The sequence below is a fragment of the Burkholderia sp. HI2500 genome (assembly GCF_002223055.1).
In the GTDB taxonomy this organism is placed as follows: Bacteria; Pseudomonadota; Gammaproteobacteria; order Burkholderiales; family Burkholderiaceae; genus Burkholderia.
Genome location: NZ_NKFL01000006.1, coordinates 1,649,616 through 1,674,995 on the forward strand (window position 1 = coordinate 1,649,616; position 25,380 = coordinate 1,674,995).

General features: G+C 69.5%; 25 protein-coding genes. 10 read left to right on the forward strand and 15 right to left on the reverse strand.

Going from position 1 to position 25,380, the window contains the following annotated elements:
• Positions 1 to 14: 14 nt before the first annotated feature.
• Positions 15 to 1,268 carry a glycosyltransferase family 87 protein gene (locus CFB45_RS25110; protein WP_089427876.1) on the forward strand — a complete coding sequence of 418 codons (1,254 nt, stop codon included), beginning with the start codon at positions 15 to 17 and terminating at the stop codon, positions 1,266 to 1,268.
• Here CFB45_RS25110 and CFB45_RS25115 read toward each other — a convergent pair.
• From CFB45_RS25115 to CFB45_RS25170, 12 genes are all read right to left on the reverse strand, one after another.
• Complete coding sequence (locus CFB45_RS25115) at positions 1,241 to 2,281, reverse strand: TadG family pilus assembly protein (protein WP_089427877.1); 1,041 nt, start codon at positions 2,279 to 2,281, stop codon at positions 1,241 to 1,243. The genes CFB45_RS25110 and CFB45_RS25115 overlap by 28 nt on opposite strands.
• Entirely contained in the window at positions 2,274 to 2,702 is a 429-nt protein-coding gene (locus tag CFB45_RS25120) for a TadE/TadG family type IV pilus assembly protein (RefSeq protein ID WP_089427878.1), read from the reverse strand. Before CFB45_RS25120 ends, CFB45_RS25115 begins: the two co-directional genes overlap by 8 nt.
• Positions 2,699 to 3,577, reverse strand: a complete 879-nt coding sequence (locus CFB45_RS25125) for a tetratricopeptide repeat protein (RefSeq protein WP_089427879.1) — start codon at positions 3,575 to 3,577, stop codon at positions 2,699 to 2,701. Before CFB45_RS25125 ends, CFB45_RS25120 begins: the two co-directional genes overlap by 4 nt.
• Complete coding sequence (locus tag CFB45_RS25130; protein WP_089427880.1) at positions 3,574 to 4,518, reverse strand: type II secretion system F family protein; 945 nt, start codon at positions 4,516 to 4,518, stop codon at positions 3,574 to 3,576. Before CFB45_RS25130 ends, CFB45_RS25125 begins: the two co-directional genes overlap by 4 nt.
• Positions 4,515 to 5,492: a type II secretion system F family protein gene (locus CFB45_RS25135; protein WP_089427881.1), complete on the reverse strand. Its 978-nt coding sequence runs from the start codon at positions 5,490 to 5,492 to the stop codon at positions 4,515 to 4,517. Before CFB45_RS25135 ends, CFB45_RS25130 begins: the two co-directional genes overlap by 4 nt.
• Complete coding sequence (locus CFB45_RS25140) at positions 5,489 to 6,922, reverse strand: CpaF family protein (protein ID WP_089429140.1); 1,434 nt, start codon at positions 6,920 to 6,922, stop codon at positions 5,489 to 5,491. Before CFB45_RS25140 ends, CFB45_RS25135 begins: the two co-directional genes overlap by 4 nt.
• Positions 6,919 to 8,142, reverse strand: a complete 1,224-nt coding sequence (locus CFB45_RS25145) for an AAA family ATPase (RefSeq protein WP_089427882.1) — start codon at positions 8,140 to 8,142, stop codon at positions 6,919 to 6,921. Before CFB45_RS25145 ends, CFB45_RS25140 begins: the two co-directional genes overlap by 4 nt.
• Positions 8,143 to 8,161: 19 nt before the next feature.
• Positions 8,162 to 8,542 (reverse strand): CpaD family pilus assembly lipoprotein, encoded by a 381-nt coding sequence (locus tag CFB45_RS25150; RefSeq protein WP_089427883.1) that lies wholly within the window; start codon positions 8,540 to 8,542, stop codon positions 8,162 to 8,164.
• A gap of 13 nt (positions 8,543 to 8,555) precedes the next feature.
• Complete coding sequence (locus CFB45_RS25155; protein WP_089427884.1) at positions 8,556 to 9,935, reverse strand: type II and III secretion system protein family protein; 1,380 nt, start codon at positions 9,933 to 9,935, stop codon at positions 8,556 to 8,558.
• Positions 9,936 to 9,989: 54 nt separating this feature from the next.
• On the reverse strand, positions 9,990 to 11,018 hold the full coding sequence (gene cpaB, locus CFB45_RS25160) for a Flp pilus assembly protein CpaB (protein WP_089427885.1): 1,029 nt from the start codon (positions 11,016 to 11,018) through the stop codon (positions 9,990 to 9,992).
• Positions 11,019 to 11,038: 20 nt separating this feature from the next.
• The gene (locus tag CFB45_RS25165; RefSeq protein WP_089427886.1) at positions 11,039 to 11,512 is read right to left on the reverse strand and encodes an A24 family peptidase; all 474 of its coding nucleotides are present in this window, start codon (positions 11,510 to 11,512) and stop codon (positions 11,039 to 11,041) included.
• Positions 11,513 to 11,600: 88 nt separating this feature from the next.
• Complete coding sequence (locus CFB45_RS25170; protein ID WP_041493341.1) at positions 11,601 to 11,783, reverse strand: Flp family type IVb pilin; 183 nt, start codon at positions 11,781 to 11,783, stop codon at positions 11,601 to 11,603.
• 856 nt (positions 11,784 to 12,639) lie between these two features.
• Here CFB45_RS25170 and CFB45_RS25175 point away from each other — a divergent pair.
• From CFB45_RS25175 to CFB45_RS25200, 6 genes are all read left to right on the forward strand, one after another.
• Positions 12,640 to 13,707, forward strand: coding sequence for an ABC transporter substrate-binding protein (locus tag CFB45_RS25175; RefSeq protein WP_089427887.1), 1,068 nt, complete (start codon positions 12,640 to 12,642; stop codon positions 13,705 to 13,707).
• A gap of 15 nt (positions 13,708 to 13,722) precedes the next feature.
• Positions 13,723 to 14,565: an ABC transporter permease gene (locus tag CFB45_RS25180; RefSeq protein WP_089427888.1), complete on the forward strand. Its 843-nt coding sequence runs from the start codon at positions 13,723 to 13,725 to the stop codon at positions 14,563 to 14,565.
• A gap of 39 nt (positions 14,566 to 14,604) precedes the next feature.
• Positions 14,605 to 15,426 carry an ABC transporter permease gene (locus tag CFB45_RS25185; RefSeq protein WP_089427889.1) on the forward strand — a complete coding sequence of 274 codons (822 nt, stop codon included), beginning with the start codon at positions 14,605 to 14,607 and terminating at the stop codon, positions 15,424 to 15,426.
• Between the two features lie 40 nt (positions 15,427 to 15,466).
• A complete protein-coding gene (locus CFB45_RS25190) occupies positions 15,467 to 16,312 on the forward strand; it encodes an ABC transporter ATP-binding protein (RefSeq protein ID WP_089427890.1) in 846 nt (281 codons plus the stop codon).
• 148 nt (positions 16,313 to 16,460) lie between these two features.
• Positions 16,461 to 17,414, forward strand: a complete 954-nt coding sequence (locus CFB45_RS25195; protein WP_089427891.1) for a TauD/TfdA dioxygenase family protein — start codon at positions 16,461 to 16,463, stop codon at positions 17,412 to 17,414.
• Between the two features lie 157 nt (positions 17,415 to 17,571).
• Positions 17,572 to 18,519 (forward strand): TauD/TfdA dioxygenase family protein, encoded by a 948-nt coding sequence (locus CFB45_RS25200; protein ID WP_089427892.1) that lies wholly within the window; start codon positions 17,572 to 17,574, stop codon positions 18,517 to 18,519.
• 103 nt (positions 18,520 to 18,622) lie between these two features.
• Here the strand turns inward: CFB45_RS25200 and CFB45_RS25205 are convergent, their stop codons facing one another.
• The gene (locus CFB45_RS25205) at positions 18,623 to 20,284 is read right to left on the reverse strand and encodes an ABC transporter substrate-binding protein (protein ID WP_089427893.1); all 1,662 of its coding nucleotides are present in this window, start codon (positions 20,282 to 20,284) and stop codon (positions 18,623 to 18,625) included.
• A gap of 289 nt (positions 20,285 to 20,573) precedes the next feature.
• Here CFB45_RS25205 and CFB45_RS25210 point away from each other — a divergent pair, with 289 nt between their 5' ends.
• Positions 20,574 to 20,981: a DUF427 domain-containing protein gene (locus CFB45_RS25210; protein WP_089427894.1), complete on the forward strand. Its 408-nt coding sequence runs from the start codon at positions 20,574 to 20,576 to the stop codon at positions 20,979 to 20,981.
• A 298-nt stretch (positions 20,982 to 21,279) separates the two neighbouring features.
• Positions 21,280 to 22,272, forward strand: a complete 993-nt coding sequence (locus CFB45_RS25215; RefSeq protein ID WP_089427895.1) for a sulfonate ABC transporter substrate-binding protein — start codon at positions 21,280 to 21,282, stop codon at positions 22,270 to 22,272.
• A gap of 22 nt (positions 22,273 to 22,294) precedes the next feature.
• On the opposite strand, the gene CFB45_RS25220 is transcribed toward CFB45_RS25215, so the two are convergent.
• Complete coding sequence (locus CFB45_RS25220; protein WP_089427896.1) at positions 22,295 to 22,879, reverse strand: putative glycolipid-binding domain-containing protein; 585 nt, start codon at positions 22,877 to 22,879, stop codon at positions 22,295 to 22,297.
• Between the two features lie 174 nt (positions 22,880 to 23,053).
• On the opposite strand from CFB45_RS25220, the gene CFB45_RS25225 reads away from it, so the two are divergent.
• The gene (locus CFB45_RS25225) at positions 23,054 to 23,962 is read left to right on the forward strand and encodes a LysR family transcriptional regulator (RefSeq protein WP_089427897.1); all 909 of its coding nucleotides are present in this window, start codon (positions 23,054 to 23,056) and stop codon (positions 23,960 to 23,962) included.
• 21 nt (positions 23,963 to 23,983) lie between these two features.
• Here CFB45_RS25225 and potE read toward each other — a convergent pair whose 3' ends face one another.
• Complete coding sequence (gene potE / locus CFB45_RS25230; RefSeq protein ID WP_089427898.1) at positions 23,984 to 25,369, reverse strand: putrescine-ornithine antiporter; 1,386 nt, start codon at positions 25,367 to 25,369, stop codon at positions 23,984 to 23,986.
• Between the last annotated feature and the right edge of the window lie 11 nt (positions 25,370 to 25,380).

Genomic DNA, 25,380 nt, shown 5'->3' on the forward strand with positions numbered 1-25,380 from the left:
CGCGCGCACGACGCATGGATCTCCCCCGACAAGCGATACGATCGGCGGTCCCTCCCGTCCGCGCATGGCTGACACCCCGGCGCGTCGTCGCGTACAGCGCGGTCGCGCTCGCGTGCTACGCGCTGTTCGTCGCGATCTGGATCGCCGTCGTCCGTCACGCGCCCGCCACCGCGCCGTCGCGCCCGGGCCCCGACTACGCGGTGTTCTGGTCGGCGTCGTACGTGATGCTGCACGGCTCGCCGTGGCAAGCGTACGATCTGCCGACCTTCTCGCGGCTGGCGGCCGAGCTGTTCCCGCAGTTCCGCCGCGAAGACCTCGTCGCGTGGCTGTACCCGCCCACCAACCTGCTGCTCGTAACGCCGCTGGCGCTGCTGCCCTATGCGATCGGCTATCCGCTGTTCGTCGCGTTCGGCATCGTCGTGTTCGGATTCGCCGCAGCGCGCGTATCGGGGCTCGGCGCGCTCCCCGGCTTGCGGCGCGTCGGCGCGTTCGCGCTGCTCGCCGCCCCGTGCGTGTTCGTCACCGGGATGTTCGGGCAGAACGCGTTCCTCACCGCGTCGTGCGCGGCGCTGGCCGTCTGCTGGACCGACCGTCGGCCGATGTGGGCCGGCCTTTGCATCGGCCTGCTGTCGGCGAAGCCGCAGATGGCGCTGCTGTTCCCGTTCGTGCTGGTCGCCACGCGCGCCTGGCGCACGATCGCGTGGGCCGCGCTCGCCACCGCCGCGTTCACCGCATTGAGCATCCTGATCTGCGGCGTCGAATCGCTTCGCCTGTTCGTCGCCGGCACGGCGCTCGCGCGCACGCTCCTCCTCGAGCAAGGCATCGTGTTCTGGCTCGCGTCGCCGGCGCCGTTCGCCGCGCTCCGCCTCGCGGGCCTGCCGCCTGGCGCCGCGTATGCAGGGCAAGCGTGCATCGCGGCGCTGGCGATCGCCGCCGCCTGCATCGTGTGGACACGCTCACGCGACGTCCGCTTGCGTGCGGCGGTGCTGGCCGTCGCCACGCTCGCGGCGAACCCGTACGTGTGGCACTACGAGCTCGCCTGGCTCGGCATCGCGATCGCGTGCCTGCTGGCGATCGGCTGGCAGGACGGCTGGCTGCGCGGCGAGCAGACCGCGATCGCGCTCATGTGGCTGCTGCCGGCCGTCGAATACCTGAACCCGTGGCTGCAAGGGCCGCAGATCGGCCCGGTCGTGACGCTGTTCGCGCTCCTCGTGCTGCTGCGCCGCGCCGGCCCGGAGGCTCAGAACGCGAGCCGCGGCGGCACGTAGATGCCGTAGTACGGCCCGACGCCGGTCGCGACGCCGGTCATCTTCACGCCGGCGACGAAATGGCCCTGGATGTACTTGTATGTGCCGCCCAGCGACACGTCGATATGGAACGGCGCGAACGCGACGATCGGCACGGAGGTGCTGGTCGCCGTCTGCGTGACGACCGGCAGCACCACCGTCGCGCCGACCGGCACCGACGTATAGAGCGTCGCCTTCACGCCGGTCGCGAGATTGATGGTGTCGCCGATGTTGAGCGTCGTCGGATTGCCGGTTGTCATCAGGCCGCCCATCGTCGTCGTGTCGGTCGCGCTCGACTGGAACGACGTCCACTGCCCGCCCATGCACAGCAGGCCGTAGACCTGGCCGTTCGTGATCGAGAATTCGAACGGCTGGCCCGTCAGCGGATTGATCAGCGGCTGGTTGGTCGACGCGTTCCAGTACAGGTTGTACACGCACTGGTCGATCGCGACCGGAAACAGCCCGCCGGCCCCGACCCCGCCCGGCGCCGCCAGCACCGCCACGGCGGCCGCGCTGTCGGATGCGCCGGGGATCCCCAGCAGCCCGCCGAGCAGCAGCGGAATCGAGCCGCCGTTCACGCCGGGCGCGCGCGACACGGTGACCTGCACCGCCGGCACGTCGTACTGGCCCGGCGTGATGGTCGTCGGCTGCATGGAGGCGGGGGTGCGCGTCACGTTCCAGTATCCGGTGGTCACCGTGCCGGTCGACAGCGCCGCGCCGGCCGCCGAGTGCTGCGCGATCACGCCATTCGCCGCCGGCGCGGCCTGCGACCAGTTCACCGCGCCGCCGCTCGGCGACATCATCGCATCGGCCCCCGCGAGCGCGGCCGCGTCGGCCGCGTTCTGCAACTGGTTGTTCACCGTGATGACCCACGCGATGTCGATCGCCAGCGCGCCGAACGACAGCAGCGGAATCAGGAACAGCAGGAAGAACAGCGCGACCGAACCGCGCTGCCGTTCGGCGCCGACGGGTGGCGTGGCGGTCACGTCATTCATAGAGCATCACCGACGTCGCCGAGACCGTCACCGGGCCGGTGAGCGCGCTGAACGCGGAGCCCAGCACGAGCCCCGAATACGTGTAGGTCACCGTCACCGTCAGCGCGGTGCCCGACGTCGTGCCGTTCGCCTGCGTCACGGTCACCGCCGGTGTCGTCGCCGCGCCGCCGGTGATCAGGCTGTTCTGCATCGCGGTCTGCGCGATGTTCGCGATCTGCGTCGTGGTCAGCATCGGCACGCGCAGCATGACGCCGGCGCGCGCCGCCTCACGGCTCGCGTTCGTGATGACGGCCTTGTCGCACAGGAGCAGGCTCGTGTCGATGATGCCGATCAGCACCATCAGCAGGAACGGCAGCATCAGCACGAACTCGAGGGACACGACGCCGCGCGCGTGGCGGGCGCCCATCGCCCCGCGTGTCATTTTGCGGCCCCCGCACCCGGTGGTACGACACCCGGCTCCAGCGCCGCGCCGGACAGCGGCGGCGGGCTACCGGCCCCGCCGACCACCCCGGCACCCCCGCGCGACGCCAGCCGCGCGCGCACCGCCTGGTAGAAGCGCAGGTTGTCGGCCACCGCCGACGCGGGCAACTCCGCGGACAGCAGCTTCTTCGCCGAATCGGTGTTGCCGAGCACGCCGTACGCGAACGCGAGGTTCTGGCGCGCCTGCCACGGCGCGGACGGCAACCCGGCGACGTCGAGCAGCACGTTCACGCCTTCGCGCGGCCGGTTGCTCAGCACGAGCGACAGCCCGAGGTCGACGCGCAGCCCCTGCGCGTCAGGGTGCGCGCGCAGTGCGTCGCGATACACGACCTGCGCATCCGCATGACGCCCCTGCAGGTCGAGCACGGTGCCGAGCCCCTCCGCCGCGAGCGGATGGTTCGGCTGCGCGGCGAGCAGGTCGCGGTAGCGCTGCGCGGCTTCATCGAGGCGCCGCTGCCGCAACGCGACGCGCGCGAGCCCGAGCTGCGGGCCGAGTTCCGCGGGTGCCTGCCGCTGCGCCTCGTCATAGAGAATCCGCGCGCGCTCCAGGTCGCCCGCGCGGTAGTTGACGTCGCCGAGCCCGAGGCGCGCCGCGAGCGAATCGGGATGCTTCGCGAGCACCTTCTCGTACAGCGTCGACGCGAGATCGACGTTGCCGCCGGCCAGTGCACTGTCGGCGATGCGCAGTTCGGCCTGCGGGTCGTCGCTCTTGTGCGACAGCACCGGCCGCGTCTGGACGCCCGGCGCGCCGCAGCCGCCGGCCAGCACCGGCAGCACGGCCGCGAGCGCGAACGCGCGTATGACGGATCGTGTCATCTGAACACCTCGAGCAGGCGAATCGCCGCCGGGCCCGCCGCGATCAGGCAGACCGTCGGCAGGATGAACAGCATCATCGGCAGCGTGATCTTCGGCGCAAGCTTCGCGGCGCGTTCCTCGAGCGCGACGATCTGCTCGGTGCGCTCGGTGCGCGACAGCGTGCGCAGCGCCTGCGTGATCGGCGTGCCGAACCGCTGCGACTGCGTCAGCGTCGTCGCGAGCGAGCGCGCCGACGTGAAATCGACACGCATCGCGAAATGCGCGAGCGTCGCGGACACGTCGCCGCTCAGCGTCAGCTCGTCCGCGCATACGGTCAGCTCGTCGGCGAGCGGCGGGCAGATGCGCGCCAGTTCGTGCGCGACGCGCCGGATGCCCGACGCGAGACTGTTGCCGGCCATCGTGCAGATCACCAGCAGGTCCAGCGCATCGGGAAAGCACGCGGCGATGATCCGCCGCCGCCGCCGGATCATCACGCCGAGCACGTATTCAGGCACGATCACGCCGATCACGAAGGCGGCGATCATCGCCAGCGCGCGGATCACGAAGTATTCGCCGAAGCGCGGAATCAGCGGGCTGAACACGATCGCGCCGCACGCGAACAGCACGCCGCAGCTCAGCTTGATCCCGATCATCACCGACGCCGCGCGGCGCTCGCGAAAGCCCGCGCGCGTCAGCTGCAGGCCGAGCTTCACGCGCTGCATCGGGTCGAGCACCGGCAACCGTTCGCCCAGCTGCGCGAGCCGGCGCGTGAGATCCAGCCGGACGCCACCCGGCTGCAGCCACCCCGCCATCGACGCCGGCGGATGCTGGCCGGCAGCCTGCCGCACGCGCGCGGCGATCCGTTGGCGGGTGCCGCCGCCGGGCGTGGCGAGCGCCACCGCGACACAGCCGAGCAACAACAGCAACTCGAGGCCACGGGCAGCCAGTATCGACATCGTCATCGCGCGGTATCCAGTTTCGAGATCTTGCGGATCACCAGCAGGCCGACCGTCAGCAACCCGGCCGCGATCGTCAGCATCGTGTGTCCCGGGTGCGTCGTGAACAGCAGCATCACGTAATCGCGGTTCACGAGGAACAGCGCGCCGATCATCACGAACGGCACCGCCGAAATAATGTTCGTCGTGATGCGCCCTTCGGCGGTCAGCGCGCGCGTCTTCAGGCGGATGTCGCGACGCGTGCGGATGATGCTCGACAGCTCGTCGAGCGTTTCGCCGAGGCTGCCGCCGGTCTCGCGTTGCAGCAGCAGGTAGACGGTGAAGAACGAGAAGTCCGCGATCATCAGCCGGTCGGCCGCCTGCGTCAGCACGTCCTTGAGATCCGCGCCGACGCGCAGGCTGTCGCCCATCGAGCGGAACGTCGCGCGCACCGGCTCGGCCGCGCCGTCGCCGACCATGCTGATCGCCTGCGTGACCGGAATGCCCGCGCGCACGGCCCGCACGATCACGTCGATCGCGTCGGGGAACGCTTCGAGAAAACGAATCCGGAAGCGCTCGACCAGCGCACGGTAGCTGGCGCGCATCGTGACCAGCGGCAACCCGACGTAGATCAGCGGACGCAGGATGCCCGGCGGCCCGATCAGCTTCACCGCGACGATCGCAACGATCGCGCCGGCGATCGTGCTCGCGACGACGATCCGCACGCCGCCCTTGCCGCCGACCGCGCGCACGCGCGTCACGCGGCGCTGCAGCCACGCGCGCAGGCGGCCCTGGCGGCGCTCGAGGTTGAACAGCGCGACCCCGGGCGTGGCGGAGGCGAGCCCGTCGCGCCCGGCGAGCGACGGCGACAGCCGGCGCATCCGCGCGCGGATGCGCTGGGCCGGCGTGCGGCTCGCGCGATCGAACCACGACGACAGCACGAGCCCGATCGCGAGGATCATCACGAACGCGCCCACCGCGAACAGGTCGGCGGCCCTCATTGCCGGAACACCTCGGTGAGCGCATCCTCGACGCCGTAGTACGCGGCGCGCGCCGCGAATGACGGCCGCAACGGCGACGCCTCGAACACGCCCTTCACCGCGTCGCGCGTCGTGTCGCCTTCCTGGCGGAACGCGAACAGATCCTGCGTGATCACCACCTCGCCTTCCATCCCGACGATCTCGGTGATCCGCGTGACGCGCCGCACGCCGTCGCGCATCCGCTCGATCTGCACGAACAGGTGCACGGCGCTCGCGATCTGGCGCCGGATCGACAGCAGCTGCAGGTTCGCGTTCGCCATCATGACCATGCTCTCGAGCCGGCTGATCGCATCGCGCGGCGAATTCGCGTGGATCGTCGTCATCGAGCCGTCGTGCCCCGTGTTCATCGCCTGCAGCACGTCGAACGCCTCGGGGCCACGAATCTCGCCGAGGATGATGCGGTCGGGCCGCATCCGCAGCGCGTTGCGCACGAGATCGCGCTGCGAGATCCCGCCGAGCCCCTCGGTATTCTCCGGCCGTGTCTCGAGGCTCACGACGTGCGGCTGCAGCAACTGCAGCTCGGCCGCATCCTCGATCGTCACGATCCGTTCGTGCTGCTCGATGTGCTGCGACAGCGCGTTGAGCAACGTCGTCTTGCCCGAGCCGGTGCCGCCCGAGATCACGATGTTCAGCCGGCACGCGCACGCGACCTTGAGCACCTGCAGCATCGGATGTGAAATGTTGCCCTGCTGCGCCATCCGCGCGAGCGTGATGTCGCGCTTCGCGAACTTGCGGATCGAGATCGACGGGCCGCGCATCGCGATCGGCGGCAGCACGACGTTCACGCGGCTGCCGTCGGCGAGCCGCGCATCGACCATCGGGCTGCTCTCGTCGACGCGGCGCCCCACCGCCGCCGCGATCCGCTGCGCGACGCTCGCCACATGCGCGTCGTCGCGGAACTTCAGCGACGTGAGCTCGAGCCGGCCCGCGCGCTCGACGTAGACCTGGTCGGGCCCGTTGACGAGGATGTCGGTGACCGAATCGTCGGCGAGCAGCGGCTCGATCGGCCCGACGCCGAACATGTCGTTCAGGATCGCATCGACGATCAGCACCTGCTCGCCGGCCGTGATCTTCAGGCGCTCGCGCTCGACCGTGTGCGCGGCCACCTGCTCGATGCCCGCGCGCACTTCGTCGCGCGTCTTCATCAGCGCCGCCGACATGTTCATCGACGCGAACACCGCGCTGCGGATCGCGTCGAACTTGCTCGACCGGATCAGCGCCTCGTGGGTGTCGGCCGCCACGGGTGTACGGGCCGGTGTCGGTGCAGGCGTGTCCGCCGCGGTCGGAGCCGGGGCCGATGGCGCGGCCTCGCGCGCCACGGCGGGCGTCGCGGCCGGTGGCTCGGCCGGCACAGGATCCGCCGGCGGCCGGTTGCGGGTGCCGAACGTCACGTTCCCTTCCTCCACTTGACGAGCCGCGCATACCATGGCTCGGCGACGACCATCGGCTCGCCGGTGATGCCGTTCGCGAGCTGCCGGATCTGGTCCAGGAAGCCGTTGCGCTTCGCGCCTTCGATCGGCTCGCCGAGGTTCTCGGCAACGGCGAGCGTCTGCGGCTCGTGCGGCAGCTCGTGCAGCGTCGCGCCGCCGAACGCCGCCTCGAAATCGACCGGCTCGACGCGGCCCGCGACCGGGGCGAGCGGGTTGTTCAGCACCATCGACAGCAGCCGCTCGCCGGGCAGTTCCCGCACGAAGCGCACGAGCCGCGCGGCTTCGTACGCGGCGTGCACCGAACGGTCGACCACGACGTGGACGAGATCGGACGCCACGAGCGCGTCCTCGAGCAGCTTGCCGGCGCCGCTGCCGACGTCGAACAGCACGTAGTGGAAACGGTCCTTCAGCATGTCGACCAGGCGCGCGACGGCCTGGTCGCCCAGCGTGACGTCGGCGCCGTAGGCCAGCTCGGCGGACAGCACGTGCAGCCGGTCGCCCTTCGTCACGAACATGCGCTCGAACAACGCGTCGTCGGGACGCTGCCCCATGTTCAGCAACTCGATCAGCCCGTTGTTGCTGGACAGCCCGAACATCGAGTTCGCGCCGCCGCCATGCAGGTTCAGGTCGACGTAGGCCACCCGGCGGCGCTTCTCGCTCGCCAGGAAGCGCGCGAGGCTCACCGTGATCGTGGTCGCGCCGACGCCGCCGCGCGCGCCGACAAAGCTCACGACCTTGCCGGTGCGCGCCTGCACGACCGATTCCGTCGCGGTCAGCGCACGCCGCATCAACTCGACGGTCAGCGGCTTGACGATGTAGTCCTGCACGCCGATGCCGAGCAGGTTGCGAAACAGCCCGACGTCGTTCTGCGTGCCGATCGCGATGACGCGCACCGACGGGTCGCACACGTCGGCGAGCCGCATCAGGTCCGACACCGGCAGCACCGAATCGGACACGTCGATGACGAGCTGGCGCGGCGAACGCTCGTACTGCTGCAGTAGCCGGATCGCATCGTCGCAGGTGCCAAGCTGCAGCTGGGTGCGCGTGATCGCCAGCTCCTGCGTGACGCGGCGTATCACGTCCTCGCTGCCCGAATCGGCGACGACCGCGACGAGATCGGCCGCGCCCGCGGACGCGGCGCGCCGGGTGTGCTGACGGTCGAGGAGGTTCATGGGCGGCATCGTGATGGCATCCGGGCGGTCAATGGCTGGGCGAGCCGGTCGTCTGCGTCTTGCCGGGCGTCGGCTGCTTCACGCGATCCTCGACGTAGCGGCGCACCGCGTCGGCGGCCGTCTGCGCATCCGCGCCGCCGTACGGCACGGGCGCGACGAGATCCTCCGGCCGCGCGAGCATCGCCGCGAGGTTCGAATAGGTCGCGCAGCCGAACGGCACGCCGGGCCGCGCGTACCCCGCGTCGACGAGATGCGACGGCTGCATCAGCTTCGCGCAATCGGGCGCCACCGCGTGCGCGCCGTCGAAGCCGATCGACCGCGCATCGGGCAGGTTGACCGGCGGCGGCGCCGACAGGCAGCCCGCACACACCAGCGGCAGGAGTGCGGCAACGATCGATCGGGTTCGCATGTGCGCCTCCGGTTCAGTACACGAAGCCCGCGGCGCCGACGAGGCGCGGCGTGTCGCCCGACAGCAGGTCGAGCCCGAGGTTGCGCTGCACCGCGAACTCCAGGTCGCTGCTCGGCCGCGCGACGGTGTCGATCGCCTGCTCGAGCTGGCCGGGCCCGGTCGGCTGCACGACGTACGGCGTGACGATCACGACCACCTCGGTCTTGTTGTCCTGGAAGTTCTTCGACGAAAACAGCCGGCCGATGATCGGCAGCCGGCCGAGCCCCGGAATCTGCGACACGGTGTCGGCCGTCTGGCTCTGCAGCAGCCCGCCGATCGCGAAGCTCTGCCCGCTCGACAGCTCGACCGTCGTGTCGACGCGCCGCACCGTGAGCGCCGGCACCTTGATGCTGCCCGTCGTCACGCTGTTGCTCGGATCGACCTCACTGACTTCCGGGCGCACCTTGAGGCTGATGCGGTTGTCGGCGAGCACGGTCGGCGTGAAGTCGAGCGACACGCCGAACGGCTTGTACTCGACCGTGATCACGCCGGTGTTGCCGGTCTGCGCGACCGGAACGGGAATCTCGCCGCCCGCGAGGAAGCTCGCGGTCTCGCCGGACATCGCGGTGAGGTTCGGTTCGGCGAGCATCGTGATCAAGCCCTCCTGGTCGAGTGCGTCGAGCACCACGTCGATCGACCAGCGCCCCGCGCGGAACCCGCCGAGCACCGAGAAGGCGCCCGTCGGCGACAGGTTGAACAGGCCGTTCGTCGGATCGAACAGCGTGCGCCCGTTGAGCAGCCCGCCGACGAAGTTGCCGGCGCCGCCCAGCGAGCTCCAGTTGATGCCGAGCTGCTGCGTGATGTTGCGGCTCACCTCGGTCACCCGCACGCGCAGGTTCACCTGGATCGGGCGCGACAGCGTGAGCCGGTTCACGATCTTTTCCTTGTCGTGCAGGTACGGCGTGAGCGACTGCATCACGGCGTCCGCGTCGGCCGCGCTCGGCACCTTGCCCGACACCATCAGCGAGCCCGGCGCGCCGGACACCGACAGCTTCAGCTGCGGAAAGCGACTGTCGAGCACGCCCTGCAGCGACGCCGTGTCGACCTGCACGATCACCGTCTTGCGCAGGATCGGGCGATGGTTCGCGCCGAGCGCGATCAGCGTGGTGGTGCCCGCCTTCTTTCCGAACACGAACACGGTGCGCGGGGACGGCACCTGGATGTCCGCGATCGACGGATCGGCGACGAACATCGCGGCCGCGGGTTCGGGCAGCGACAGCAGTTCCCCCTTGCCGGTCGCGATCGACAGCGCCGCGCCCGCGTCCGGCGCGCGTGCGACCTGCGCCAACGCGCTCCCGGACGCGACGATGCAGGCCAGGCCCCCGATAGCGATCCAACGAACCATGCGCACCATGCGTGTTCCCGTCAAATGCCGGCCGCCGGGCGGCCGGCCCGAATCGTCAATCCGTCACTGCGCCGCCATTGCCGGCGGTTGCGCAGTCGCCTCCGCCGCGACGTTGGCGCTGCCCGCTGTCGCGGGCATTGCAGGCATCGCCGGCCACGCCGGCAGCCCGGCCGGCAGCGGCGGCAGGCCCGGCGTGCCGGCGCCGCCGCCACGCGAACCGTCGTCGACCGACGAGCCGCGATAGATCACGACCGCGTTGCTCCGCCACGCCGGCCGCGCGCCCGACTCCGGCCTGGCGGACGGTTCGCGTGCGGCCTCGCGGACCGCGCGCGACACGTCGCCGGCCCACACGGGCTGCGTATCGGGCTCCTGCGCATCGCCGCCTGCCGGCTGCCGCCGGTCACTCGTCGCGAAACTGCGCAGCGCGAGCGACAGCGAGCCGAGGCGGGTCGCCACCAGCACGACCTGCGCGGTGCGCGGCGCGACCTCGAGCGTGACCGTGCGGGCGCGGGCCGTCGCGTCCGGTGCGCTCGCGGGCGCCTTCGCGCGCTGGAATTCGGAGCCGACCGCGAGCACGCGCGCACGCCGCACCACCGTCTCCGCTTCGAACGTGCCGGGCGACGTCGCCGAGCCGCCGATCTGCTGCGTCAGCAACACGTCGACGAAGTCGCCCGGCTGGATCAGCCCCGCGTTGCCGGACACGTCGTCGACCGGCACCGAGATCGCGCGCATGCCGGGCTGCAGCGCGGCCGCGAGAAAATCCGGCGCGCCGGCCGGTATCACGTTCTCGACGCGAATCGGTGCGCCCGCGCCGACGTGGTTGCGCAGCAGCGCGCCCTTCAGGTCCGCGCCCGGCTGCGACTCGACGAATGCGCCGGCCGGCACCTGCGCGCGCGGCATGCGCTTCCACGCCAGATCGTTGTCGCGCAGCAGCAGCCCTTCCGGCAAATCGGCGGCGGCGACCCGCACGCGTGCCTGATCCGTTTCGGCGGGCACCGACGGCGTCGACGCGGCGACGTACAGCTCGCGCAGGATGAACGCACCGATGCCGGCGGCGACGACGAGCACGGCCAGTCTCAGCGGTTTGGGCATGGCGGCGTGCGTCCCCCCGGCTAGGTAAGCGAAACCGTGTATGGAAACGACGCCCAGACGGCCAGCGTGCCGCCGAGCGCGAGCGCAACGCCGTACGGCACGCCGCGCGCGGCGACCGCGCGAACCGGCGCTGCGCGCCACGGCCGCGACGCCAGCAACGCGACGCCGCACAGCGCACCGCCCGCCCCGACGGCCGTCAGCACCGGAAACGCCAGTGCCGGGCCGGCCCACAGGAATACCGCCGCCGCCAGCTTGACGTCGCCTCCGCCGATCCAGCCCGCGTGGCGCATGCCGCCGAACAGCAGCAGCATCGCCGCCCCGGTCGCGACATGGCCGGCCAGCGGCGCGAGCCCGTCGCGCGCGAGCACGGCCGCGACGAAATACAGCGTCGCGAACGCGAGCACCGCGCGATTGGACAGGCGCCGGTCGCGCAGATCCTGCGCGGCGAGCGAGGCCAGCAAGACCGTGGCCACCGACTGCACGAGCGTGAGCATGGAAGAGCCGTCCGTCGACACGCCCCGGCCGGACACGTTCTACCGCTGCGGATCCCGGTGTTCGTCGGTGGCGCGCGGGTTCAGGGGATCAGATCAGGCTCGTCACCTTGTTGATCAGTGTCGTGAACACGCTCGGCAGGCCGCCGCTGGTGCTGCTGAGGATCACGCCGACCGCCGCGAGCGCGACCACGACGATGCCGGCCAGCACGGCGTATTCGAGCGAGCTGACGCCACGTTCGTCACGCAGCAGGGACTTGACGTATTGCAGCATGGCAACCTCCGTGTAACGGGGTCGGTGACCGACCGTTGAACGCAAAGATGCTCCGTTGCTCCGGCGGTTGCGCAGGGCCTTCGCCCGTTGCGATGCATGCGCGCGACCCTGGCACGAGGTCGCCCGCATCCCCCGGAATCCTCTCGACGACTGCAACACGCGGCGTGCAACGACATCTTCGATCGTTGCGTGCCTGCATCCGTTGTGCGGTCTTCCCGCACGATGCAACCGCGCTGATTCGTCTAGGGTATAGACAATTTTTCAGGCGAATTCAAATTATTTGGCGTCGGATGCATTTATGGATTTCATCGTGCAACGATGAAATCCATACCATCCATTTACGGTCATTTTTTCTCGCATGACAGCGAATGGTTTGCCGATCGGAACGCAGATGCCGACTGTTGCAGCGCGTGAATTTCCGCCCCGGTTTCCATTCGATTAATCGGCATGCCGGGCCGCACCGCATGCGCGCGTCTTGCCACGCCCGGCTTGCCGTTCCGGCATGCATGACGGACTCGCATCGCATCTCACCGACTACCCGCCCCCGTTTTTCCGCCCGGATTCGGCAAGCGATCGCCGCGCGAATCCACCCACGTGTTCAATGCGATTTTCCAATCGGCAATTTCATGATGCCGCTTCCGGCTTCAATCGACTTGATTGGAATCCTGATTGAATGTCAGATGCATGTGAATGCCGTTCTCATCCGGATGGAATGAATCGCCCGGCGCACCAACCCGGAAAACGGCGATAAGCATAGTTCAAATCGTTTCTTGTCCGGCCCCGGGCCGTCATCGAGAATGCGCCGACGGGCTGAGGCCCGGTGTCGCTCCCCCCAACGTTCCGGACCCATCGATTCATGCTTCCACTGCGCCTGCTTCGCTCGCTGCTGATCGCGTCCCTCATTGCGTTGCCGGCCGCCGCCGCGCACGCCGACAAGCCCGCCACCATCCGCATCGGTGTCGCCCAGCAAGGCGCCGGCGATCCGCCGACGTTCGGCGGCTCGAGTGCGGCCACCGCGCAGTTGCAGCAGCTGGTCGAAAAGGAGTTCGCGGCCGACGGCATCAAGGTCGAATGGCTGTTCTTCAAGGGCGCGGGGCCGGCCGTCAACGAGGCGATCGCCAACAAGGCGCTCGACTTCGCGTACCAGGGCGACCTGCCCGCCGTGCTCGCGCGGGCGAACGGGATCAAGACGCGCCTGCTGCTCGCCGCGAGCGTGCGCTCGGGCGTCAAGATCGCGGTGCCGCCCGACTCCCCCATCCGCTCGATCAAGGACCTGAAGGATCGCCGCGTGTCGATCTTCCGCGGCACGAACCTGCAGCTCGTGGCCGACAACGCGCTCGCGAAGAACGGCCTCGGCGAACGCGACCTGCGCGTGATCAATCTCGACGCCGCGAGCTCGCTCGCCGCGCTCGCGTCGAAGGGCATCGATGCGTCGGTGGGCGATTACCAGCTGTACAAGCTGCGCGACGCGGGGCTCGCGAAGATCATCTACGAATCGCAGAACGACGGCCCGCAACTCACGCGGCAGACCCACCTGCTCGTGCTCGACGAGTTCGAGCGCGCGCATCCGGACATCGTGCAGCGCGTCGTTACCGCTGTCGTGAAGGGCGCGCAATGGTCGTCCGACGAAGCGAACCGCGACGCGCTGTTCAAGCTGTGGGCGAAAAGCGGCGTGCCGGTGTCGTCGTGGCAGGCCGACTATGCGAACCAGCGCCTGAAGGACCGCCTGTCGCCGCTGATCGATCCGTTCTTCGTCGCACGCTACAAGTCCGTCGCGCAGGATGCGCTGGCGCTGAAGCTGATCCGCCAGCCGGTCGACGTCGATGGCTGGTTCGAGCCGAAGTATCTCGACAATGCGCTGCGCACGCTGAAGCTCGAAAGCTACTGGCCACGCTACGACGCGGCCGGCAAGCCGCTTTCCTGACCCGGACCCGCCACGATGAGCGACACCGCGTTTTCCATTCCGTCATCCGGGCGCCACGCGCTCGCCGCGCCGCCGCACCGTGCGGCGGCCGTGAAGCGGTGGTCGTGGCGGCTCGCGCCGTGGCTGCTGCCTGCACTGCTGTTCGCGCTGTGGAGCATCGGCAGCGCGCGCGGCTGGATCGCGCCGCAGATCCTGCCGCCGCCCGAACGCGTGTTCGACGCACTCAAGGATCTCGCGACGAGCGGCGACCTCGTGCGCCACACGCTGATCAGCCTGCAGCGCGTGCTGGTCGGCTTCGCCGCCGGCACGCTGCTCGGCTTCGCGACCGGCGTCGCGCTCGGCCTGTCGCGCACGCTGGAAGCCTACGTGCTGCCGAGCTTCAATGCGCTCGTGCAGATTCCGGTGCTCGGCTGGCTGCCGTTCCTGCTGCTGCTCGTCGGTGTCGGCGAACCGCTCAAGTACCTGCTGATCGCGCATGCGGCGCTCGTCCCCGTCACGCTGAGCACGTTGCAAGGGTTTCGCCAGACGCCGCCCGCGCTCGACGAAGTCGCCAGCGTATTCGGCTACACGCGGCGGCAACGCATCGTGCACGTGGTGCTGCCCGCCGCGATCCCGACGCTCGCGACCGGCGTGCGGCTCGCGTTCACGAAGTCGTGGCTCGCGCTCGTCGTCGTCGAGCTCGTCGCGTCGTCCGAAGGGCTCGGCTACCTGATCGTGTACGGCCGCCAGCTGTTCCAGCTCGACCTCGTGATGGCGGCCGTGATCGTCGTCGGCGCGGTCGGCCTGCTGATCAACCGGCTGCTCGATGCACTCGAAGCGCGCTTGCGCCGCGGCGTGCCGTCCGCGTTCCGCGGCTGAAGCGCCGCCCCTGCCCGCGCAATCGAAGGAGTCCCACCGTTGACGTATCCTGCTGCCGCGCCTGACACCAACCCGCCCGCCACCGCGACCGCCCGTCGCCTGCGCGCCCCCGACTGGCGCGGATTCGTGCTGCCGCTCGTCGCGTTCGCGCTGTGGTGGGCAATCGCTTCCGCGCACCTCGTGAGCAGCGGGCTGCACGTCGGCCCCGCCGACGTGCTGCGCACCGCATCGGCGCAAGCCACGAGCGGCGCACTCGGCCGCGCGCTGTCCGCGTCGCTCGCGCGTGAAGCATGCGGCTTCGTGCTCGGCGCGACGGGCGGGCTGCTGCTCGGCGCCGTGCTCGGGCTGTCGCGCGTCGCCGCACGCATGGTCGGCCCGAGCTTCGACACGTTCAAGCAGGTCTCGCTGTTCGCGTGGATTCCGCTGATTTCCGTGTGGTTCGGCCTCGGCGACGTCGCCAAGGTCGTGTTCCTGTCGCTCGCCGCGCTGCTGCCCGTCGCCGCGCACACCTGCGACGGCATTCACGCGGTGCCGCGCGCGTATGTCGACGTCGCCCGTGCGCTGCGCTACTCGCGGCTCCAGCTCGTGCGCTACGTGATCCTGCCGGCCGCGCTGCCATCGATCTTCACCGGGCTGTATCTCGGCCTGATCTATTCGTGGCTCGCGACGCTCGGCGCCGAATACCTGCTGGTCGCCGGCAGCGGGATCGGCAATACGCTGATCGACGGCAGCGAACAGTTCCGGATGGATCTCGTGCTGTTCGGGATCATCGTCGTCGGCGTGACCGGCTGGGCGCTGAACGCGATCGCGCGTGCGATCGAACGCAAGGTGCTGGCCCGGCGCGGCGACCTGACGCGCTGATCGCCGTTTCCTTTCTCGTCACCCTCTTCCTCGCACCGCCATGACGACCCTCGCCTCCGATTCGCTCGACATCCTCCACGTGAGCAAGCACTACGCGCAACGCGGCGCCGCGCTCGCCGTACTCGACGACGTGTCGCTGCACGTGCGCGCCGGTGAATTCGTCACGATCGTCGGCTCGAGCGGTTGCGGCAAGTCGACGCTGCTGCGCCTGATCGCCGGGCTCGATACCGATTACGCGGGCGAGATCCGGGCCGGCGCCGAACGCGTGCGCGACACGTCGCTGCAGCGCGGGATCGTGTTCCAGGATCACCGGCTGTTCCCGTGGCTGACCGTCGCGCAGAACATCGAAGCCGCGCTGCGCAACGCGCCGCTCGACGCGGCCGCGAAGCGGCGCGCGGTTGCCGATCACGTCGCGCTCGTCGGGCTGAACGGCTTCGAGCACGCGTATCCGAACCAGCTGTCGGGCGGGATGGCGCAGCGCGTCGCGATCGCGCGCGGCCTCGTGAACCGCCCGCGCGTGCTGCTGCTCGACGAACCGTTCGGCGCGCTCGACGCGCAGACACGCGCGCGGATGCAGAACGAGCTGCTGCGCATCTGGGAACAGGAGCGCATCACGATGATCCTCGTCACGCACGACGTCGACGAAGCCGTGTATCTCGGCGACCGCGTCGTGACGATGGCGCCGCGCCCGGGCCGCATCGAACGCATCGTCGATGTCGCGTTGCCGCGCCCGCGCCGGCGTGATTCGCCGGAATTCGCGCGATTGCGCGACACCGTGCTCGCCGATTTCGACGACCACGAACCGCCGGGCGACGATCGCCCGGGCGGTAAGCGCATCGACACGCCGCGCCCGCACCGGATCGGCGAATGGCGGCTTGCGTGGTAGCACGCATGCCGCACCGCATTGCTCAGCATGACGACGCATATCGATCATCGCTGCGCACACGCTAAGGTTGTGACGATTCATCGGTTCCGATTGCGCGCGGTCCCTGCTTGAATGGAGACTCGACCGACCCGACTCCAGGAGACTCCCGATGTCCGAAGTCCAGCACGCCGCTCACCCGTCTTCGCATGCTTCGCACGCCGCGCCGCGCACGGCCGCCACGCCGCTCCAGCTTCGCCAGGTCGCCGGCCGGATCGGCGCCGAGATCGCCGGCGTGCGCCTGTCGGGCACGCTCGACGACGCGACGTTCGATGCGATCCAGGCCGCGCTGCTGCGCCACAAGGTGCTGTTCTTCCGTGGCCAGCAGCATCTCGACGACACCGCGCAGGAAGCGTTCGCACGCCGCTTCGGCAAAACCGTCGCGCACCCGACCGTGCCGTCCGTCGACGGCAGCGCAGCCCTGCTCGAACTCGATTCCGCGCACGGCGCGCGCGCCAATTCGTGGCACACCGACGTGACCTTCGTCGATGCGTACCCGAAGATCTCGATCCTGCGTGCTGTCGTGATTCCGCCGTTCGGCGGCGACACCGTGTGGGCCAACACGGCCGCCGCGTACACGAACCTGCCCGACCCGCTGCGCGCGCTCGCCGACACGCTGTGGGCGCTGCATACCAACGCGTACGACTACGCGTCGACGCACGTGCATGCCGACGATACGCAACTGAAGCGCTACCGCGAAGTGTTCACGTCGACCGTCTACGAAACCGAGCACCCGGTCGTGCGCGTCCATCCGGAAACCGGCGAACGCACGCTCGTGCTCGGGCATTTCGTGCAGCGGCTCAAGGGGCTGTCGGCGCAGGATTCCGCGCACCTGCTGCAGGTGTTCCATGAACACGTGACGCGTCTCGAGAACACCGTGCGCTGGAACTGGCAGGAAGGCGACGTCGCGATCTGGGACAACCGCGCGACGCAGCACTACGCGATCAACGACTACGGCGATGCGCGCCGCGTCGTGCGCCGCGCGACCGTGCACGGCGACGTGCCGGTCGGCATCGACGGCCGCCAGAGCGTCGTGCTGAAGGGGCCGGGCGCGACGCTGCAGTAACGCCCGCGTCGCGCGGCGGCGGCGCTCCGTGCGCCGCCGCGCCTGCCCCCGCTTTCTGCTACCGGACACCGACCATGCCCTTCCCGCCTCCGGACCGACGCTTGCACGCGCAACGATGTCGGCCCTCCGCCCCCTCCACTTCCGCCAGGAGCGTCGCATGAGCGCCCTACTCGAACCCGCCGCCCAGCCGGTCGACGTGATTCCGCTGTCCGCCCATATCGGCGCGGAAATCCGCGGCGTCGACCTCACGCAACCGTTGACCACGCCGCAAATCTCGGCGATCCGCGCCGCGCTGCTGAAATGGCGCGTCATCTTCTTTCGCGAGCAATTCCTCACGCACGAGCAGCATGTCGCGTTCTCCGCGCAGTTCGGCGAACCGACGGTCGGCCACCCGGTGTTCGGGCACGTCGACGGGCATCCGGCCGTCTACTCGATCGCGAAGCATCGCAAGGCGACGCGCTTCGAAGGCGAACCGGTGCGCCGCCCGTGGACCGGCTGGCACACCGATGTGACGGCCGCCGCGAACCCGCCGTGGGCGTCGATCCTGCGCGGCGTGACGATCCCGCCGTACGGCGGCGACACGCACTGGACGAACCTCGTGCGGGCGTACGAAACACTGTCCGCGCCGCTGCGCGGCTTCGTCGACGGCCTGCGCGGCATTCACCGCTTCACGCCGCCGGCCGGCGCGCGCGCCACCGGTGCGTTCGACGACGCGGTCGAGCGCCGCCCGCTCGTCACCGAGCATCCGCTCGTGCGCGTGCATCCGGAGACCGGTGAACGCGCGCTGTACGTGAGCCCGAGCTTCCTGAAATCGATCGTCGGGCTGACGCCGCGCGAGAGCCAGGCGCTGCTCGAACTGCTGTGGGAGCACGTGACACGGCCGGAATTCACGATCCGCTTCAAGTGGGAACCGCGCAGCATCGCGTTCTGGGACAACCGCGCGACCGCCCACCTCGCGCCGGTCGACATCTTCGATCTCGACTTCGATCGCCAGCTGTATCGCACGACGCTCACCGGCGACGTGCCGGTCGGCCCCGACGGCCGGCCGTCGGTCGCGCTCGAAGGCTCGCCGGTCGAAGCCGCGGCGGCGGTCGCGCTCAACTGAACTGAACCGCTCTGCCGGCAGCCGGCGCGCACTGCATCGCGCCGGCCTTTCCCGGTTCGTGCCCCACCGCGCGGACGACAGCACCGTCCGCGCGGCCCGCCCGTCAATCCAGCCAGACCCCGTCGAAGCGATGCCCGCCGAGCGGCGAGAACGTCAGCCCGTGCACGCGCTTGGACACCGGCAGCGACACGATCGACGTCGCGATCGGCGTGAACGGCACCTGGTCCTTGAACACGACCTGCGCCTGCTCGTACAGCGCCGTGCGCTTTGCGACATCCCCATTGGAACGCGCCGCGTCCACCAGCTTCTCGAAATCCTGGTTGCACCACTTCGCGAGATTGCTGCCGTGCACCGCGTCGCAGCCGAGCAGCGTGCCGAGCCAGTTGTCGGGGTCGCCGTTGTCGCCCGACCAGCCGTACAGGATCGCGTCGTGCTGCCCGTCGTGCTTCGCGCGGCGGTTGTATTCGCCCCATTCGTAGCTGACGATCTTCGCGCGCACGCCGATCTTCGCCCAGTCCTGCTGGATCAGCTGCGCCATCAACTGCGCATTCGGGTTGTACGGGCGCTGCACGGGCATCGCCCACAGCGTCAGGTCGAAGCCGTTCGGGAAGCCGGCCTGCGCGAGCAGCGCCTTCGCGGCCGCCGGGTCGCGCGGCGCATCCTTCAGCCGCGGGTTGTACGACCATTGCGCGGGCGGCATCGGGTTCGTCGCGATCGTCGCGTCGCCGTTGAACACGGTCTTCACGATCGCCGCCTTGTCGATCGCGATGTCGAGCGCGCGCCGCACGTCGACGCGATCGAGCGGCGCATGCTGCGTGTTGTACGCGACGAAGCCGACGTTGAAACCCACCCCCGAGAACAACGTCAGCTTCGGGTCGCGCCGCACCGTGTCGAGATCGGCCGGCCGCGGAAACGCCGATACCTGGCATTCGCCGGCCACCAGCTTCTGCAGGCGCGCGGCCGGATCGGGCGTGATCGCGAACACGAGGCGCGCGAGCTTCACGTCGTCCGGTTTCCAGTAGTCGGGATTCGCGTCGTAGCGGATCAGCGCGTCCTTCTGGTACGTGCGCAGCAGGAACGGCCCCGTGCCCACCGGGAACTGGTTGATGTCGGCCTCGCGATGGCGCGCCGCGAGCTGCGACGCATACTCGGCCGACAGGATCGACGCGAACGCCATCGCGAGATTGCGCACGAACACGACGTCGGGTGTCTTCAGCACGAAGCGCACCGTGTAGTCGTCGACCTTGTCGATGCGCTCGACGTTGCGGTCGAAGCCGAGGTCGCTGAAATACGGGAAGCTGACCGGATAGGCCTTGCGGAACGGATCGTCGGGATCGAGCATCCGGTGGAACGTGAAGACGACGTCGTCGGCCTGGAACGGCCGCGTCGGCTTGAACCACGCGGTGGTCTGGAATTTCACGTCGCGCCGCAGATGGAACGTGATCGTGCGCTGGTCGGGCGACACGTCCCAGCGCGTCGCGAGCGCCGGCTCGAGATCGAGCGTGCCGCGCTTGAACTGCACGAGCCCGTTGTAGACCGGGTACGTGCTCGCATCGAAATCGGTGCTCGTCGTATGCTGGCCCGGATCGAAGCCCGCCGGGCTGCCTTCGGTGCAATACACGAGCGTCTTGCCGGACGGCGCGGCAAGCGCGTGCGTGGCCGCGCCGGCGAGCAGCAGCGACGCCGCGAGACAACGCAGGGCGATCGCGGCATGGGGGACGCCACGCGCACGACGCGCGGCTGACGAAACGAAAGCTTTCTTCATGGTGACGGATTCAGGAAAGAGCTGTCATGAAAATGACGACGGCCGATCTTCGCGCGCCTCCCGCCGATCGCTTACCAATTAATTTCGCGTTGCTTATCGTCGTGGCTGCATCCCGCTGCCCGTGCATGAAAACGTCCACGCGAGCGCCGGGCGGCCGTCTCGCGCCGCCGTCTTCCGGCCCCCTGCAGACTCGCCCGAAATGGCGCATCGTATCGGCTGGCCAACGCCGGCACGGGCGCGCCGGGATTCGCCCGGCGCCGCCGCGCCGCCGATTCCAGGAGGACACACGATGCCTGTCAGCTCCGAAACGTCTGCTCGCCCGGTGAAGACGCCGGGCCCCGATCACCCGATCATGGTCGAACTGCACCCGCGGCGCGTCGTGGTCAAGGCGGCCGGCAGGGTCGTCGCGGATACGCGCCGCGCGCTGGCGCTGCGTGAAGCCGCCTACCCGGCGGTGTTCTATATCCCGCGCGAGGACGCCGACCTGACGCTGCTGCAACGCACCAACCACGCGACGTACTGTCCGTACAAGGGCGACGCCGCCTATTACTCGATCCCGGTCGGCGGCGAGCGCGCCGTGAATGCCGTCTGGACCTACGAGGCGCCCTATCCGGCCGTCGACGCGATCCGCGGGCACCTCGCGTTCTATCCGGATCGCGTCGATTCGATCGAGGAAAGCCCGGCCGGCTCCGATTGAGGGTCGTGACAGCCGTTCATCGAACGCCCGGCGGCTGCGTGTGCATGCGTGCGAACTCGCCGGCACGGCGGGCCGTGCCGGCGGGTTCGCGTGCCGATCACCGGCCCGAACCCGTCCACCTGGTTCGCCGCTGATTTGCATATGCGGATTCGTTGGTTGGCCGCCGGCCTGCGCGGCCGTATCGTCCTGAATCCGGCGCGGGCCGGCCCGTTGCGCGCAGCGCCCGCATCGGGCCCGCCCTGCGCCGGCCGCGCCGTCTTTCGCGCGCGGCCCGTGAACCCGCACGCAGGACGCCTCGATGAACGACACACCGCACGCAGACGTTGAACCGACACCGGCGAACCCGCATCGCCGCCAGTGGCTGCAAGGCGCGGCCGCCGGGCTGGCCGGGCTCGCGCTCGGCCCGCTCGCCGGCCTGCCGGCTCATGCGCAAGACAGCGGCACGCGGCTGCGCGTCGGTTTCCAGAAATACGGCAACTTCGTCGTGCTCAAGGCGCGCGGCACGCTGGAGAAACGGCTCGCGAGCCAGGGCGTCACCGTGCAGTGGCTCGAATTTCCGGCCGGCCCGCAATTGCTCGAGGGCCTGAACGCCGGCGCGATCGACGTCGGCACGGTCGGCGAGACGCCGCCGATCTTCGCGCAGGCGGGCGGCGTCGATTTCGTCTACATCGGCAACGAGCCGCCCGCGCCGCAGGGCGAGGCGATCGTCGTGCTGCCCGATTCGCCGATCCGCAACGTCGCGCAGCTGCGCGGCAAGAAGGTCGCGTTCAACAAGGGTTCGAACGTCCATTACCTGCTCGTGAAGGCGCTCGAACATGCGGGGCTCACGTATGCCGACATCCAGCCGATCTACCTGACGCCCGCCGACGCACGCGCCGCGTTCGTGCAGCGCAACGTCGATGCATGGGTGATCTGGGATCCGTACCTGGCCGCCGCCGAACGGCAGATCGGCGCGCGCGTGATCGCGAACGGCGAAGGGCTCGTGCGCAATACGCAGTACTACCTCGCCGCACGCAAATACGCGGCGGCCCACCCGCAGGTCATACGCGCGCTGCTCGACGAAGTCGACGCGGTCGACCGCTGGGCGCGCGACCATGTGCCCGAAGTCGCCACGCAACTGTCGCCGCTCGTCGGCCTCGATGCGCCGACGCTCGAAGTCGCGCTCAAGCGCGCCGGCTACGGCGTGCAGCCGATCAGCGACGCGACGCTCGCGTATCAGCAGAACATCGCGGATTCATTCAGCGCGCTGAAGCTGATTCCGGGCAAGCTGTCGGTCGCGAGCGCACGCTGACGCGCGGCGCGGTACGCGTGATTCAGCGTGCGGGTGCCGCGCCGATGCGCCGCCATTCGTCGTAGTCGGTGACCAGACCTGCTTCGTCGACCGCGATATCGGCCGCATACGTGCCGCTTTCGTAGCGGTACACGCGCTCCGCCGTACGCGTATAGCGTTGCTCGCCCCGCACGAACGCGACATCCGGAAAGCGCAGCCACGCGGTGTGGATCACCGCCGCTTCGCCGTCGGCCAGCCTGAGCCGCCGGATCGGCAGCGTATTCGTCGACGGGCTGAAGCCGAGATCGAGGTCGGTCGCGCCCGCGAGCGCCGGGACGTCGACGCCGTCGATCGTCCATCGCCCTGCGTCACGGCGGATATCCCACTGCCGCGGCGGCTGCGTGCCGCCCCACTGCGTGATGCTTGCCGAGCGCGTGAGCCAGTCGGCGTCGCATGCGATCGCGTAATCGATGCGAAACGGCGAGCCGTCGACCGCACCCGACACCGATCCCGACAGATCGATTCCCGTGCGCGACTCGACGAGCCGGCACCATTCGGCTGCCTGCCACGTCTGCACGATCTGCCATGCGACGCAGCGCGTGCGCACCGCGTCATCCTGTTGCGTCATGTCGTCGTCTCCCGTCGATCGCACGGATGCCGATTGTCCCCCATCGCACCGGCGAACACACGCGGCTTCGCCAACCGATGGTCAGTATCGGTTCGTCGCGCACCATCGGGCGGCCCTGCTTTGATACCATCCGTCGATCGGCATCAACCGGAACCGGACAAGGGGCGCGACTTCATGGATTTGCTGGCGACGATGCGCATCTACGTGAGGGTCGTCGAGCGCGGCACGATGTCCGGCGCGGCGCGCGATCTCGACATGGGCCAGCCGGCCGTCAGCGAGCGCATCGAGCGGCTCGAGAAGCATCTCGGCACACGGCTGCTGTTGCGCAGTGCCCGCACCCTCACGTGCACCGAAGAAGGCCGGATCTTCTACGAACGCAGCAAGGAACTGCTCGAAGCGGCCGACGACGCGGTCGCATCGGTGTCGAAGACGGAGAACGCACTCGACGGCACGATCCGGCTCGCGGCGCCGCAATGCATCGGCGAGGTCGTGCTGCCGGGTGTGCTGATGCATGTCCGCAGCGCGTATCCGAACCTGCACATCGACCTGGTCCTGAACGACGACATCGTCGATCCGGTCACGGAAGGCGTCGACATCTCGATCCGCGTCGGCCAGCTCGGCGACGGCGGGTTCGTCGCGCATCCGGTCGGCGCGGTCGGCCGCCGGCTCGTTGCCGCGCCGTCGTATCTCGAGCGGCACGGCCCGATCGACACGGCGGCCGATCTCGCGAACCATCCGTTCGTCCGTGTGAAAGGTGTCTTCGCGAGTGAACGACTGCCGCTGCGGCGCGACGGCGACGCGCTCGACTACGCGCGCATCCGCACGATCATGACGACGAGCCACTGGCGCCCGATGTTCGACACGATCGTGGCCGGCGGCGGCATCGGCGTGGTCCAGCAGCCGGCCTGCGCCGACGCGCTCGCGGCCGGCACGCTCGTCGAGCTCCTGCCGCACTACGTGATTCCCGATTTCGCGCTCAACGTGCTCGTGCATGCGCAGCGGCCGCTGCCGCCGCGCGTGCGGGCCGTCGTCGACCTGCTGAAGCAGGACCTCCCGCCGCTGCTGGCCCGCCCTGCCCGATAACGGCGGCGCGCGCCGCCCCCGTCACGCCTGCAGCGACTTCCCCGGCTCCTTCACGTGGGCATCGACTTCCATCTGGTAGAAGCGCGCGCTGACGAAGCCGAACAGCGTCCAGCCCAGGAACACGCACAGGCCGCCGAGCATCAGCGCCTGCTCGCCCGAGCTGAACAGCGCATAGAAGCTGTACGCGGTCGCCACCATCGCGATCACGTTGGTCAGCAGCGCCTTCGCCGGCGGCACCTTCGCGACCTTCTGGATCGTGATCAGCGCAGCCATCGACATCACGTAAGGCACGAGATTCGTGACGACCGCTAGATCGACGATCTTCTGGAACTGGCTGCTCAGCTCCGGGCTGATCGTCATCAGCGCCAGCGCGACCTGCGCGACCAGCAGGATCACCATCCCGACGATCGGCGTGCCGGTGCGCGTCGCACGCGCGAACACCGGCAGGAAGTAGCCGACGTCCGCCGAGCTCTTGAACACCTGCGCGACCGTGAACTGCCAGCCGAGCAGCGAGCCGATGCACGCGATCACCATCAGCGCGGTGACGATCGTGCCGACCGTCGGCGTGAACATCGTCGCGAACGCGATGCCGAACGGCGCATTCGACTTCGCGAGCAGCGCGTTGGGCACGATCCCCGCGATCACGTTGGTCGACACGATGTAGAAGATCGCCGACGCGATCGTGCCGCCGAGCACGGCGATCGGCACGTTGCGCTCCGGGTTCTCCACGGCGTCCGAGTTCGCGCACGCCGATTCGAGCCCGAGGAACGCCCACAGCGTCACCGCGATCGAGCTGCCGACGGCCGGCCCGAACGGCAGGTTGTTAGGATTCCATGCGGCGCCCCAGGTCGCGCCGCTGAACCAGAACCAGCCGATCAGCGACACGACGACGACCGGAATGATCACGCCCCACACCGTCACCGCGCCGATCCGGCCGGTGATGCGCGAGCCGCCGAAGTTCGCGACCGTCGTCAGCACGAGCAGGAAGATCGTCCACAGGCCGGTCTGCAGCGGCGACAGCGTCGCGTCGAACAGCACGGTGCCGTAGCCGACCGCCGTGACGCCGATCGCGACGTTGGCGATCACGAGCGACAGCCCGTACGTGTAGTTCGCCATGTAGTTGCCGGCCTTGCCGAACGCGTATTCCGCGTAGCCGCCCATCCCGCCCGGCTTGCGGCTCAGCATCCCGCAGCGCGCGAACGCATAGGCCAGCGCGAGCGAGCCGCCGGCCGTGACGATCCACGACAGCAGCGAGATCGTGCCGACCTGCGCGAGCTTCGACGGCAGCAGGATGATGCCGGAACCCATCATGTTGACCGCCGTGAGGATGGTCAGCTGCCAGACGTTCATCCGGTTCTTCGGCGCGGCCGCGGCGGCCGCGTCGGACATGCGCGCTGTGTTTTCCATGATGTCGATCC